At 67.2% G+C, this 14,212-nt stretch carries 11 protein-coding genes; all 11 read right to left on the reverse strand.

All coding sequences use genetic code 11. The features are described from left to right. Positions 1 to 27: 27 nt before the first annotated feature. The 11 genes from tilS to rseP are packed head-to-tail and all read right to left on the reverse strand — an operon-like array spanning position 28 to position 14,211. Positions 28 to 1,356: a tRNA lysidine(34) synthetase TilS gene (tilS, locus tag BBH56_RS04275; RefSeq protein WP_148122056.1), complete on the reverse strand. Its 1,329-nt coding sequence runs from the start codon at positions 1,354 to 1,356 to the stop codon at positions 28 to 30. A gap of 7 nt (positions 1,357 to 1,363) precedes the next feature. Next, positions 1,364 to 2,329 (reverse strand): acetyl-CoA carboxylase carboxyltransferase subunit alpha, encoded by a 966-nt coding sequence (locus BBH56_RS04280; protein WP_148122057.1) that lies wholly within the window; start codon positions 2,327 to 2,329, stop codon positions 1,364 to 1,366. A gap of 44 nt (positions 2,330 to 2,373) precedes the next feature. Continuing rightward, entirely contained in the window at positions 2,374 to 5,877 is a 3,504-nt protein-coding gene (gene dnaE / locus BBH56_RS04285) for a DNA polymerase III subunit alpha (RefSeq protein ID WP_148122058.1), read from the reverse strand. A gap of 35 nt (positions 5,878 to 5,912) precedes the next feature. Next, positions 5,913 to 6,515, reverse strand: coding sequence for a ribonuclease HII (locus BBH56_RS04290; protein ID WP_148122059.1), 603 nt, complete (start codon positions 6,513 to 6,515; stop codon positions 5,913 to 5,915). Next, positions 6,515 to 7,663 carry a lipid-A-disaccharide synthase gene (gene lpxB / locus BBH56_RS04295; RefSeq protein ID WP_148122060.1) on the reverse strand — a complete coding sequence of 383 codons (1,149 nt, stop codon included), beginning with the start codon at positions 7,661 to 7,663 and terminating at the stop codon, positions 6,515 to 6,517. Before lpxB ends, BBH56_RS04290 begins: the two co-directional genes overlap by 1 nt. A gap of 13 nt (positions 7,664 to 7,676) precedes the next feature. Further along, on the reverse strand, positions 7,677 to 8,453 hold the full coding sequence (lpxA, locus tag BBH56_RS04300; RefSeq protein WP_110882894.1) for an acyl-ACP--UDP-N-acetylglucosamine O-acyltransferase: 777 nt from the start codon (positions 8,451 to 8,453) through the stop codon (positions 7,677 to 7,679). After that, positions 8,450 to 8,935: a 3-hydroxyacyl-ACP dehydratase FabZ gene (fabZ, locus tag BBH56_RS04305; RefSeq protein WP_235013356.1), complete on the reverse strand. Its 486-nt coding sequence runs from the start codon at positions 8,933 to 8,935 to the stop codon at positions 8,450 to 8,452. The genes lpxA and fabZ overlap by 4 nt, the downstream gene beginning before the upstream one ends. Then, complete coding sequence (gene lpxD / locus BBH56_RS04310; RefSeq protein WP_148122061.1) at positions 8,925 to 9,974, reverse strand: UDP-3-O-(3-hydroxymyristoyl)glucosamine N-acyltransferase; 1,050 nt, start codon at positions 9,972 to 9,974, stop codon at positions 8,925 to 8,927. Before lpxD ends, fabZ begins: the two co-directional genes overlap by 11 nt. Before the next feature lie 14 nt (positions 9,975 to 9,988). After that, positions 9,989 to 10,546, reverse strand: coding sequence for an OmpH family outer membrane protein (locus BBH56_RS04315; protein ID WP_110882763.1), 558 nt, complete (start codon positions 10,544 to 10,546; stop codon positions 9,989 to 9,991). After that, positions 10,547 to 12,841 (reverse strand): outer membrane protein assembly factor BamA, encoded by a 2,295-nt coding sequence (gene bamA, locus BBH56_RS04320; protein ID WP_148122062.1) that lies wholly within the window; start codon positions 12,839 to 12,841, stop codon positions 10,547 to 10,549. Between the two features lie 11 nt (positions 12,842 to 12,852). Then, the gene (rseP, locus tag BBH56_RS04325) at positions 12,853 to 14,211 is read right to left on the reverse strand and encodes an RIP metalloprotease RseP (protein WP_318262616.1); all 1,359 of its coding nucleotides are present in this window, start codon (positions 14,209 to 14,211) and stop codon (positions 12,853 to 12,855) included. Position 14,212 lies beyond the last annotated feature (1 nt).

Below are 14,212 nucleotides of genomic sequence, written 5' to 3' on the forward strand. Positions count from 1 at the left end.
CTGCCCCCCCCGGAATGGCTATGGAACTTAGCAGAACGACCCGTCTGGCACAATCTGGCCGGTGGCCGTCAGCCATGCCCAGTCAGCCCCGGCCGCCGCGTCATGAGGCCGCCAGCAAAAGCTCTGGACCCCGCCCGCCGGCCAGCGCGCCTGGCCCTCGCGGGTCGGCCCAAGACCCGCCACCGCCAGACAGGTGTCGTGCTCATCCACGAGCACCGGCAGTCGATCCCGCCACCAGGGCACCACGCCGTGTTCGCGGAGCACCTCGCGGGCGGGCTTGGTGGGCCGCCCGGCCAGCGCCAGCCGCTCGCCGGGGTAGAGTCCGCGCAGCCACAGAGGCCCGGCCGGGGGCAGCCCCGCCGCCACACCCAGGTCGCCCCAGCCGGCTTCACGGGCCCCGGTCGGCAGGCGCTGTGACGGCGGAATGGCCGGCAGTGCGGCGGGCAATCGATACAACCACCCGCCGTGACGCCGGACCTGCCCCCCGGGCCATGCCAGCACCGGTCCGCGGTCGGCAGCGGCATCGGTAAGCGCGCGTATGCCGGCCTCCAGGCGTTTCTGCCCGGGGAGTGGCTGGCCACCGGCGCGGATCCACTCGCGCAGCATCAGACGCCGGACCGGACCGGTCCGGGCCCGCCAGTCCGCCAGGGACAGCGGCCCACGCCCCTCGCCCAGCCACTCTGCGATGACCGCGCGCTGCCCGCGGGCATGATCCGCCAGGCGGCCGGCCGCCGCCGCAGCCCCCGGCCAGCGCGCCTTCATCACCGGGATCACGCGGTGGCGCAGGTAATTGCGATCGATATCCAGCGAGGCATTGCTGGGATCTTCCACCCAATCCAGGGCATGCCGGGCGGCATAGGCGGCGAGCTGAACACGGGAGACGTCGAGCAGCGGGCGGACCAGCCAGCCCCGCCCCAACGGTCGCAGCGGCGCGATCCCCGCCAGGCCATCCGGCCCGGTGCCGCGCAGGAACCGGTAGAGCAGCGTCTCGAGCTGGTCATCGGCATGGTGGGCCGTGAGTACCGCTTCGTGGTGATCAAGCCCGGCCGCCAGTGCGCGGTAACGGGCATCGCGCGCGCCGCCCTCCTGGCCCTCATCACGGTGATCAGGGCGGACATTGAGCTGCTCGAAGCCCACACCCAGGCCCAGGGCGGTCGCGCGGCAATGCGCCGCCCAATCGTCGGCGGCCGGCTGCAGGCCATGGTGGACATGCACGGCGCGCACGGGTCGTTGGCCCTGGGCGGCAAGGTGCAGCAGAACGGTGGAATCGAGCCCGCCGCTGAAGGCCACCACCAGCTCCGGGCAGCGGGCCGGCAGCGCCGCCTCGAGCCGCGCGACGTCGACCGCCGCCGACATTGTGCGGTTACTGCTTGAACTCACCCAGCGCCATCAGACGGTCATAGCGCGCCGCACACAGCTGATCGACATCCAGCCTCGACAGGGCCGCCCAGTGCCGGCGCAGGGCATCCCCCAGCCGCCGCGAAGTCTCCTGCCAGTCGCGGTGGGCACCGCCCAAGGGCTCTTCGATGACCTCGTCATTGAGGCCCAGCTCGGCGAGGCGCGTCGCCGTGATCCCCATCGCCTCGGCGGCATCGGCCGACTTCTCGGCGCTTTTCCAGAGGATCGATGCGCAGCCCTCCGGCGAAATCACCGAATAGGTGCTGTATTGCAGCATCAGCAGCCGGTCACCGACCCCAATCGCCAGAGCGCCACCGGATCCCCCCTCGCCGATGACCGTACAGATCACCGGCGTGCGTAGCCCCGACATCACGAACAGGTTATGGGCGATGGCCTCGCTCTGACCGCGTTTTTCGGCATCGACGCCGGGATAGGCCCCGGGTGTATCGATGAACGTGAAGACCGGCAGTGAAAAGCGCTCGGCCATCTCCATCAGTCGCTTCGCCTTGCGATAGCCCTCGGGGCGTGGCATGCCGAAATTGCGGGCGATCTTCTCGCGGGTGTCGCGGCCCTTCTGCTCGCCGATCACCATCACCGGCTCACCATCGAGGCGCGCCAGGCCACCCACGATCGCCGCATCGTCGGCAAAGGCCCGATCCCCGTGCAGCTCTTCAAAGTCGGTGAAAATGGCCTCGATGTAATCCAGCGCGTAGGGGCGGTAGGGATGCCGCGCCAGCTGCGAGACCTGCCAGGCGCTGAGGTTGCGGAAGATCTGCTCGGTCAGCTGCCGGCTCTTGGCCCGCAGGCGCGTGAGCTCGTCGCTGATATTGATCTCGGCGTCGTCGTTGACGTAGTGCAGCTCTTCAATCTTGGCCTCAAGTTCGGCGATGGGCCGCTCGAACTCCAGGAAATTCAGATTACTCGACCCCAATGCTGCACTCCCCTACCTGTGGTGCCGCGAAGTCTATCATGCCCCTAGCGGCGGTAGTCGACGGCCACCCGATCCGCCGCCAGCAGGCGTGTCAGCCGGGTGATCAGCTCGGGCTCGGGCCGCACCCGCCATTCATCACCCAGCCGCAGTCGGGCCAGGGCGCCCTCCCCCTCGTAGTCGATGCACACCGGACAGCCGCCTGACTGGTAAGGCGAGAGTGCTTCGGCGAGGGCCGGTACAAAGCCGTTGCCCGCCTCACCCGCGGCCACGCGCAGCACCAGCCGACGGGCAAACTGAAGCCGCGCGCCGGCGAGGTCGTAGACCCGCTCGGCCGACACGCGATACCCATCACTGAATTCGTCATAGCCCAGATCACCCTCCACCACGATGAGCTGGTCCTTTTCCAGCAGATGCCGGTGGCGCTGATAAACATCGCCAAACAGGATCACCTCGAGCCGCGCGGTCCGGTCATCGAGGGTGACAAAGCCCAGCCGCCGGCCACTCTGGGTGACCCGGCTGCGCGCCGCGACCACCAGACCGGCGACCACCACCCGGGCCTCGCCCTTGCCGCGGGCGCTGTTGCGATCGAGCCCCGTCGAGGCCTGGTTGAGCCGGCAACTGATGAATCCCGAGAGCTCGGCCTCGTGCTCTTCGATGGGGTGGCCGGTCAGATACAGGCCCAGGGTCTCCTTCTCCGCCGCCAGCCGCTCGCGCTCGGCCCATTCGGCACAATGCACGGCGCTGGCCTCGTGGTGCGGCCCGGCCGCGGATTCGGCCGGCGCGCCCAGACCAAACAGATCATCCTGTCCCAGCTCGGCATTACGGCTCTGCTGCTCCGCCGCCTGCAGTGCCGCCGGCAGCGTCGCCATCGCCGAGGCGCGGTTCGGACTGAGGGTATCCAGGCTGCCGGAGCGGATCAGGGCCTCGAGCACCCGGCGGTTGACGCGGCGCAGGTCAATGCGCCGGCACAGGTCGTGCAGATCGGCGAAGGCGCCACCGTCCCAGCGGGCCTCGATGATCGCCTCGACAGCGGCTTGCCCGACGCCCTTGACGGCGCCCAGGCCGTAGACGATGCCACCGTGATCCGGGGCCTGGAACATCCAGTCCGAGCGGTTGATGTCCGGCGGTGCCACCTCCAGCGACATCGCCCGACATTCGTCGATCAGGGTCACGACCTTGTCGGTGTTATCCATGTCGGATGACAGCACCGCCGCCATGAACGCGGCCGGGTAATGCGCCTTCAGCCACGCCGTCTGATACGACAGGAGCGCATACGCCGCCGAGTGGGACTTATTGAAGCCGTAGCCGGCGAACTTCTCCATCAGATCGAACAGGCCCTCGGCCTGTGCGTCGGGCAGGCCCTGCTCCTTCGCACCGGCCAGAAAGAGGGTCCGCTGTTTCGCCATTTCGGCGGGTTTTTTCTTGCCCATCGCGCGCCGCAGCAGATCGGCCTGACCCAGGCTGTAACCGCCCACGGCCTGGGCGATCTGCATGACCTGCTCCTGATAGAGGATCACTCCGTAGGTGGGCTCGAGGATCGGTTTCAGCGCGGCGTGATGCAGTTCGGGCGTGGGATAGGCGACCGGCTTGCGACCGTGCTTGCGGTCGATGAAGTCCTCGACCATGCCCGATTGCAGCGGCCCCGGCCTGAACAGCGCCACCAGCGCGATGATGTCTTCGAAACTGTCCGGGCGCAGACGCCGGATGAGATCCTTCATGCCCCGCGACTCGAGCTGGAACACAGCGGTGGTCTGGCAGTCCTTGAGCCGCTCGAAGGTGGGGCCGTCATCCAGCGGGATGGTCTCGATATCCAGTGGCGTCTCGCCCTGATCGGCGCGCAGCGCGTTCACCGCGCGCACCGTCCAGTCGATGATGGTGAGCGTGCGCAGGCCCAGGAAGTCGAACTTCACCAGGCCCACCGCCTCGACGTCATCCTTGTCCAGCTGGGTGGCGAGCCCGCCACCCCCCGGCTCACAGAACAGCGGCGAGAAATCGGTCAGATCGCTGGGCGCGATCACCACCCCGCCGGCGTGCTTGCCGACATTGCGTGACAGGCCCTCGAGGCGCTGGGCCAGATCAAGCAGAAAGCGGACGTCCTCGTCCTGTTCGCCCAGCTTACGCAGATCCGCTTCCTGGGCCATCGCCTTGTCCAGCGTCATCCCCACTTCAAACGGGATCAGCTTGGCGATGCGATCGACATAGCCATAGGCATGCCCCAGCACCCGGCCGACGTCACGGACCACGGCCCGTGCGGCCATGGTGCCGTGGGTGGCGATCTGCGAGACCTTCTCGCGGCCGTACCGCTCGGCCACGTAATCGATGACCCGGTCGCGCTTTTCCATGCAGAAGTCGACATCAAAATCGGGCATGGACACCCGCTCGGGGTTGAGAAAGCGCTCGAACAGCAGGTCATAGCGCAGCGGATCCAGGTCGGTGATATCCAGCGCGTAGGCGACCAGCGAGCCGGCGCCGGAACCCCGTCCCGGCCCCACCGGGATGGACTGTGATTTCGCCCAGCGGATGAAGTCGGCGACGATCAGGAAATACCCGGGGAACCCCATCTCAATGATCACGCCAAGCTCGTGCTCGAGCCGCTCGCGGTACTCGGCCTCGCTGCCCCCCGGCGTGCCCAGCCGCTGGATGCGCTGATCCAGCCCCGCGCGCGCCTCGGCCCGGAGGTAATCATCAATGGTCTGGTCGGTGGGCACCGGGAAATCCGGTAGCACGTTCTGGTCCAGCGTCAGCGAGAGGTTGCAGCGCCGCGCGATCGCCAGGGTGTTCTCCAGCGCCTCGGGCAGGTCGGCGAAGCGTTCGGCCATTTCCTCAGGACTGCGCAGGTGCTGTGATTCGCTGTAGCGCCGCGGCCGGTTGTCATCATGCAGCACCCGGCCTTCATGGATGCAGACCCGGGCCTCGTGGGCTTCGAAGTCGGAGGGCTCGAGAAAGCGCACGTCGTTGGTGGCCACCACCGGCACCGCGCACTCGCCGGCCAGAGCGACCGCCGCATGGACGTGGGCATCGTCCCCCGGACGCCCGGTACGCTGCAGTTCAAGGTAGTAACGATCGCCGAACCGCTCCTGCCAGAACGCGAGCCGGCGCCGGGCCAGGTCGCCGTTGCCGGCCACCAGGGCCTCGCCGACATCGCCGCGGGCCGCCCCGGAGAGCACGATCAGCCCCTCGTTCCAGTCATCCAGCCACTGGCGGTCGACCAGCGGCAGCCCCTGACCCTGTCCCTGCAGATAGCTCGCGGTGATCAACCGGGTCAGGTTGGCGTAGCCGGCGTCGTTCATGCACAGAAATGTCAGCGTGTGGTGATCGTCGCGGTCACCGGCGGCGATGCGCAGATCCGCGCCAATCAGCGGCTTGACGCCGGCGGCCACCGCGGCGCTGTAGAACTTGACCATGCCGAACAGGTTGCCCTGATCGGTGATGGCGACGGCGGGCATGCCCTGTCGCGCCGCTGCTTCCACCAGCGGTTTCACGCGCACGGTCCCGTCGATCAGGGAGAATTCCGTGTGCAGGTGGAGATGGACAAAGCCTGGGGGCATGAGGTCAACCGGATCGCCAACTTGAGGGGGTTATATTACCGCCCGGAGGCTGGCGGAAGATAGCGGGCCAATGCCGCGCGGACCGGTCTGAAGCTGCGGCGATGCTCGGCACAGGGCCCATGGCGGGCGAGCCGCTCGCGGTGCAGCGCGGTCGGATAACCGCGATGCCGGTCGAATCCATAGTCGGGATAGCGGGCATGCAGATCCAGCGCGAGGCGGTCACGATAGACCTTGGCGATGATCGACGCCGCGGCAATGGCCGGCACCCGATCGTCACCGCCCACGAGGGCGGTCACCGGGGGCGCGACGCTCGGGCAGTCGCGCCCGTCCACCCGCACCGCCACCGGTGTCGGTGTCAACGCCTCGACCACGCGTTGCATGGCAAGCAGGCTTGCGCCGCGGATGTTCAGCGCATCGATCTCGCCCGCGCTGGCGACGGCAATCTCCCAGGCCACGGCCGAGGCGCGGATACGCGCATCCAGACCCTCACGCCGCCGCGCCGAGAGGCGCTTCGAGTCGCGCAGATCCGTCCAGTCGTCGGCGGGGTCGAGGATGACCGCCGCGGCCACCACCGGACCCGCCAGCGGCCCGCGCCCGACTTCATCGACCCCGGCAATGCCGGCTTCCACCGACTCCATCAGACCGGCCCCGGCGACCCGTCCAGGAGCTCGCCCACCGCATCGGCGGCGCGCTCGCCGGCGTCCTGGCGCAGTTCGCGATGCAGGGCGGCGAACCGGCGGGCCATCGCTTCGCGTTGCACGGGGGAGTCGAGCAGGCGGGTAAGCGCCGTGGCCAGATTCTCGGCCGTGGCCTGGTCCTGGACGAATTCCGGCATCAACGCCTCGCCGGCCATCAGGTTGGGCATGGCAAAGTGGCTGATGCGCAGACTGCGCCGAATCAGCACAGCAGTCAGCCAGTTGACCCGATACGCCATGACCGCTGGGCAGTGCAGCAACATGGCTTCGAGGGTTGCCGTCCCCGAGGCGATCAGACCGGCATCGGCCGCGGCCAGCACCGTACGCGCCTGACCGGCCACCACCTCGATGGGCATTAGCGGCGTGATGCCGTCAAGCGCCGCTTCAATGCGGGCCTGTAGCGCGGGCGTGGCGGCCGGGATCACAAAGCGCCGCTGCGGTGCTGCCTCCGCAAGCCGCGCCGCCACATCGAGGAAAACTGGTAACAGCGCCTTGATCTCGCTGCCGCGGCTGCCGGGCAGCAGCGCAATCAGGGTCTCGTCGGCAGCCACGCCCAGTGATTCGCGTGCGGCGTCCGCCGTGCCGGCCGGATCGATGGCGTCCGCCAGGGGATGGCCGACGAACCGGGCGTCCACGCCCTGCGCCTGCAGATAATCGGCCTCGAAGGGGAAGATGCAGAGCATGCGATCCACGGCCTGACGGATCGCGCGCAGCCGGCCACTGCGCCAGGCCCAGACCGTGGGACTGACGTAGTGGACCGTCGGGACCCCGGCCCGGCGCAGCGAGCGCTCCAGGCCCAGATTGAAATCGGGGGCGTCAATGCCGATGAAAAGATCCGGTGGATCGGCCCGCCAGCGCCGCCGCAGGTCACGACGGATGGCGAGGAGTCGTGGCAGATGCCCCAGCACCTCGACGATGCCCATCACCGAAAGCGCTTCGAGGGGGTGGTGGCTGACAAGGCCGGCCGCCTGCATGTCAGGACCGCCAACACCTTCAAACCGGGCATCGGGATAACGGCGCGCCAGGGCGCGGATCAGTCCGGCGCCCAGGAAATCGCCAGACGGCTCGCCGGCAACCAGCGCGATTCGCACGATCGCGCTCCGCTCAGCGCACGATGCCGCGGGGCGAGGCCTGCAGGAATGCCACGAACCGTTGCAGCGCCGGGTCGTCGGTGGCGTCCGCCTCGATCGCCTCGATGGCCTCCTGCAGCCGCAGGCCGCGCTTGTAGAGGGTGCGGTAGGCCGATCGCAGCCGGCGTTGCCCATCGCTGTCAAAACCGCGCCGCCGCATCCCCTCGCTGTTGGTGCCATGCGGCGTCGCTGGGTCGCCGGCCACCATCACCCAGGGCGGCACGTCGCGCCGTACACAGCTGCCCATGGAGGTGAAACATCCCTCGCCGAGGCGACAGAATTGATGCACCAGGGTAAACCCACCCAGGGTCGCCCGGTCCCCCACGCTGACGTGACCGGCCAGAGAGGCGCCGTTGGCGAAGACCACCCCCTGTCCCACCTGACAGTCATGGGCGATATGCACATAGGCCATGATCCAGTTGCCATCGCCGATGCTGGTCACGCCACCGCCGTCCTGAGTGCCACGGTTGATGGTGACGAACTCGCGGATCGTATTGTTGCGCCCGATCTCCAGGCGGCTGGTCTCGCCCTCGAACTTTTTATCCTGGGGCTGCTCACCCACCGAGGCGAACTGGAAGATGCGGGTGCCGCTGCCGATCCGGGTCGGGCCGTTGACGACCGCGTGTGAGCCGATCTGGCAATCGGCCTCGATCACCACCTGGGGGCCGATCACGGCATAGGGCCCGATCCCGCTGCCCGCGGCAATCTCGGCACTCGGGTCGACGATGGCGGTGGGATGGATGTCGCTCACGACGCCCCCATCGTGCAACGGATCCCCGCGCTTGTGACCAACCGGCCGTTGACCTCGATGCGGGCCTTGAAAAGCCAGATACCCCGGACCACCCGGTCAAGCCGGGCGCTGATCGCAAGCTGATCCCCGGGGCAGGCCGGCTGCTTGAAGCGCGCCTCATCCACACCCACCAGATAGAAAAGGGGCGGCGTCGCCGGCATCTCGACGTCGGGCTCGGCCTCGCGGGTGACGTACGCCAGCAGTCCGCAGGCCTGGGCCATCGATTCGACCAACAGCACGCCGGGCATGATGGTCTTTTCGGGAAAATGCCCCGGCACCCAGGGCTCGCTGGCGCTGACGTTGCGGAGCGCGCTGATGGACTCGCCCGGGGTGTAATCGACGACCTGGTCGACCATCAGAAACGGGTACCGATGCGGCAGCCGCTCGCGTATCGCCTCGGGCCCCATCCAGCAGTCCACGGCGTCGGTTTGATCAGCGCCCATCACGATCCTTTGTGGTTTCCATCAATCGCTCCAGTTTTTCGAGGCGGCGGGCCATGTCATCAAGCTGCCGGAACCGCACCGCACTGCGCCGCCATTCGCGGGTGGGCATCAATGGCACGCCCGAGGAATACACCCCGGCGTCGTGAATATTACCGGTGATCATGCTCATGCCGGTAAAAGTGGCGCCGTCGGCGATCTCCAGATGCCCGACAAAGCCGACACCGCCTGCGATCCTACAGTATCGCCCGATGCGCGTGCTGCCGGAGATGCCGGCATTGGCCGCCACCACCGTGTGTTCACCAATCTGCACGTTATGCGCGATCTGCACCAGATTGTCGATCTTGCAGCCATCGCCGATCCGGGTATCACCCTGCGAGCCGCGGTCCACCGTGGTGTTCGCACCGATCGAGACATCGTCGCCAATCAGCACACGCCCAAGCTGGGGGACCGACTCCCAGTGATCGCCGGCGTCCGCAAAACCGAACCCGGCGCTGCCGATGACGGCGCCGGGCAAAACCTCGACGCGCTCGCCGAGCCGGCTGCCCGCCAGCACCGACGCGTTGGCGCCGATCTGGCAGCCCGCTCCCAGCGACACCCCGGTCCCGATGACGCTGCCCGGGCCGATCGAGCAGCCCGGTCCAATCCACGCGTCGGCCTCGATCACCGCCTGCGCCGCCACGCTGGCGGACTCGTCGACCCGGGCATCCGGCGCGACCACGGCCGTCTCATCTACGCCTGCCGTGGGCGCTGGCGGCGGGTTGAGCAGCCACGCGATACGGGCGAAGACCAGATAGGGATTGTCCGCGCGCAACACCGCGAACCGGGCGCCCTGCGCGGATTCCTCACGCGGCAGGATGACCGCTGCGGCTCGCGTGTCCGCCAGTTGCGCACGATATCGACGGTTCGCCAGAAAGCTGATCTCGTCCGGGCCCGCGGTTTCCAGCGGCGCCACCGCGTGAATGGCCACCTGGCCGGCCCCTTCGCAGACGCTCCCGGTCAGCGCCGCCAGCTCATCGAGCGTATACCGCGAATCGGCCACCGGTGACTCCCCTTTTATTCATTGTTATTGCGCTGTTCGTACTGCCGCTCGAGCCGCTCGATGATGCGATCGGTGATGTTCACCGCATCGCTGGCAAAGACGACGCCGTCACTGACCACCAGGTCATAACCCTGCTCGGCCGCGAACCGCTCGACCACCCGCAGGATGCGCTGCTGCAGATCGCCCAGCGCTTCGTTGCGGCGCAGGTTGAAGTCCTCGCGGAAAATCTCCTGCTGGCGCTGGATCTGTCGGCGCTGATTGACGATGCGGCGGCGCAACGCCTCCTCGGCCTCGCTGTCGAGGTTCATGCGCTGATTGGCGAGCCGATCCTCGAGATCGCGCAGCGACTCCTGCAGGGCGATGATCTCCTCATCCCGCGGGGCGAACTCTTCCTGCAGCCGCTGGCGGGCGGCGTCGGCCTGTGGCGCCTCATCCGAGACCCGCCCCGGGTTGACGTAGCCGATCGACAGGTCGCTATCCGGCTGCGCCGGCGCCGCCGTCGCCGTGCCCAGCAGGACAAGGGCACACACGGCATGGCGCAGGCGTAGCGTCACGGTCCTGGAAACAGACATTCAGAAACTGGCTCCAATCGTGAACTGAAAGCGCTGGGTGTCATCATTGCCCTTGTCATTGATTGGCTCGGCAATACTGACCGTGAACGGTCCGATGGGTGAATAGTAGACCAGTCCCAGGCCCGCGGAGTAGCGCAGGCCGGAAAAGGAAATATCGGACTTGTCGCGCAGATTGTCGCGTTCGCGGTCCCAGACCTGCCCGGCGTCGATGAAGGTGGCAAAGCGCAGGTTGTTGCCATCCTCGTCTTGGGCCAGCGGGAAGCGGATCTCGGCGCGACCCAGGGCGCGCAGATTGCCGCCGGTGGGGTCGTTGTTTTCGTCCCGGGGACCCAGTGAGTTGGCCTCATAGCCGCGGACCGTGCGGATACCGCCGGCGAAGAAGTTCTCGTAGAACGGCAGACGCTCGCCCTCGCCATAGGCGTTGCCGTAGGACAGCGTGCCATCCAGCACCAGGGTGAACTGCTCGTTGAGCGCGAGGTAGCGGGACTGCTCGTAGCTGAACCGATAGTATTCGATGTCGGATACCTGCGGCAGGGCCACTGCCAGACCCAGACGCTGACGCGCTCCGCTGGATGGGAAGATCGCCGTATTGCGGGTATCCCGGGTCCAGGACAGATCGGTCAGGATCGCCCGGTTCGACTTGCCGTTGCGCGCCTGGAAATCCTCCTGAAACTCGGTCGGATCAGAAAATTCAAGGGCCACGTCCTCGAAGGTCACGTCGGCACCCAGCCGGTCGCTACCACTGACCGGGATCCGGTAGCCGTAGGACGCGCGGGTGGTTTTGACCCCGTAATCCGCCAGATCGGCCTCGTCCGCGTCGCGGTCCCGGAATGACAGCGCATACCGCCGGTCGATGCCGCTCATGGTGTGGTTACGCTCAAGGTACGACAGGCGATAGACGGTGTCGGCGTCATCACTGTTGGCGACGAACTCGACCCGGTCACCCGTGCCGAACAGGTTGTCCTGCTGCACCCCGAGGTTGAGCAGCAGCCCCTGGTCACTCCCGAACCCGACACCGGCGCGCAGGCTGCCCGAGAGACGCTCGGTGGCATCCACCTCGACATCCACCTGGTCGGTGGTACCCGGCACCCGCGGCGTGCTGATGCTGACATCACTGAAAAAGCCCAGCCGACCCAGTCGCGACTCGGAGTTACGGAGATCGCGGGTCGACAGCCAGGTCCCCTCGTACTGGGTCAGCTCGCCGCGGATCACATCATCGCGGGTCGATTCATTGCCGCTGATGCGGATCCGCCGGACGTAGACGCGCTCGGCCGGGTCGACGAACAGCGTCAGATCGACCACCCGATCGGCTTCACGCAGCTCCGGGACGGGGTTCACCCGGGCGAAGGCATAGCCCCGCTCGCCGAGCTTCTCCTGTATGGCCTCGACACTGCGGGTGATGTTGCGCTGGTTGTAGATCGCGCCACTGTCAATGGCGATCAGATCACGCAGCGTCTCGCGGGGATAGATCAGATCACCGGCGAGCTCGATGTCGCCGACGGTATACTGCTGCCCCTCATCGAGGTTGACGGTGATGTTGATGCGCTCGCGGTCGGTGCTGATGGTGACCTGGGTCGACTCAATTCTGAAATCGGCATAGCCACGGTCGCGGTAGAACGCGCGCAGCCGCTGCAGATCACCGGACAGACGCTCGCGGGAGTACTTGTCGCGCTGCGAGAGCACCGCCCACCAGGCCTTGGGCCCCATCTCGAAGACACCCCGCAGGCGATCAACATCAAAGGCCCGATTGCCGATAAAGCGGATGCCCTGGACCGAAGCCGGTTCGCCCTCCTCCACGTCCACCCGCAGGCTGACGCGATTGCGTGGCAGCGGCGAGACCGTGCTCTCGATGTCGACGTCATAGTAGCCAAGCGCGAAGTACTGCTGCTCGAGCTCGCGCTCGATGCGCGCGAGCAGCGGCCGGTCAAAGCTCTGCCCCTCACCGAGGCCGGCGCCACTGAGCCCCTCCCGCAGGCGCTCGCTGTCAATCTGGCTATTGCCGATGAACTCGATCCGGGCGATGGCCGGCCGCTCGTCCACCTCAACGATCAGCGTATCGCCGTCGCGCAGCAGACTGACATCATCGAAAAAGCCCGTGTCGAAAAGGGCCTCCACGGCATCCGAGGTGCGGGCCGGGGTCAGCTCGTCGCCCGCCTCCAGCGGCAGGTAGTTGAGTACCGTTCCCTCGGCGATACGATCCAGTCCGCGGATGCGGATGTCTTCAATCGTGAATGCCTGTGCGCTGCTGAACCCGGCCAGCAGCAGCAGAAACGCGGCCAGTCTTAATCGCATCATTCGCTCTTTACTCAGCCCCCGGCGCCGAATATCCGGTTGAGATCGTTGTAGAACGCCAAGGCCATGAGCATGAACAGCAGCACCATGCCGATCTGCTGGCCCATACCCTGCGCGGCTTCGGAAAGCGGACGCCCCCGCACCCATTCGATCGTGTTGTACAGCAAATGCCCGCCATCCAGTACCGGTACGGGCATCAGATTAAGGATACCAAGACTGATGCTGACGATCGCAAGAAACTTGAGAAACGGGATCAGCCCCAGCGAAACCGAGTCGCCGGCGTACTGGGCGATATTGATCGGGCCGCTCAGGTTTTTCACCGATGCCTCGCCGATCACCATTTTCACCAGCACATCGACGGTCAGGGTGGCGGCGCGCCAGCTTGATCCCACGGCCTCGCCCACCGCGGCGACCGGCCCGTAGCGGACCTCGTGACGCAGGTTCGAGAACGTCCCCTCGGGGACCTGCGGGGTCACACCCAGCACGCCGGTGCGCTCGCCTCCCGACCCGCGGCTGTCCAGTGTGAAGGTCCGCGTCAGGGTGTCGCCCTGCCGCTCAAAAGCCAGCGACACGGTCTGCTCGGGGCGATCGCGGATGGCCATGACCAGCGCCCGCCAGGTGTCCATCGGCTCACCGTCGAGCGCGCGGATCCGGTCCCCCGGTTGCAGACCGGCGCGCGCGGCACTGCTGCCTTCCACGACCTCGTTGATCACCGGGTCGATCCGCGGCTGCATCGGCTGCAGGCCGATGCGCTCGAGCACCTCGCCCTGCTCCTCGAGCAGCTGCACCCCGGTCAGATCCAGATCAAGACTGGCCCGCGCCCCACCGGCGCGTTCCACCTCGATCGGGAAGGGCCCATCGTCCGCCGCACCGATCAGGGTCATGACCGTTTCATCCCACGCCTGGACCCGATTGCCGTCCACACGCAGGAACTCGTCACCGCTGGCAAGCCCGGCGGTGGCGGCGGGTGACTCCGGTGCCACCGGCCCGATCACCGGCCGTACCTCCGTGGCGCCGATCACGAACACCAGCCAATACGCCACGATCGCCAGCGCGAAATTGAACGCCGGTCCGGCGCAGATCACCGCGTTGCGCGCCCAGAGCGGTTTGCGGTTGTACGCGCGATGCTGCTCGGCCTCGTCCACCGGTGCCTCGCGCTCGTCGAGCATTTTCACATAGCCACCCAGCGGGATGGCGGCGAGCACATACTCGGTACCATCCGCACCGGTCCGCTGCAGCAGCGGGCGGCCAAACCCAATGGAAAAACGCAGCACGCGCACGCCCACCCGACGGGCCACCCAGAAGTGACCGTACTCGTGGACGGCGACAAGCACGCCGATGACCAGCACAAACCCCAGTATATTGATCAGCAAG

This window comes from Spiribacter roseus, from assembly GCF_002813635.1.
Taxonomy (GTDB): Bacteria; Pseudomonadota; Gammaproteobacteria; order Nitrococcales; family Nitrococcaceae; genus Spiribacter; species Spiribacter roseus.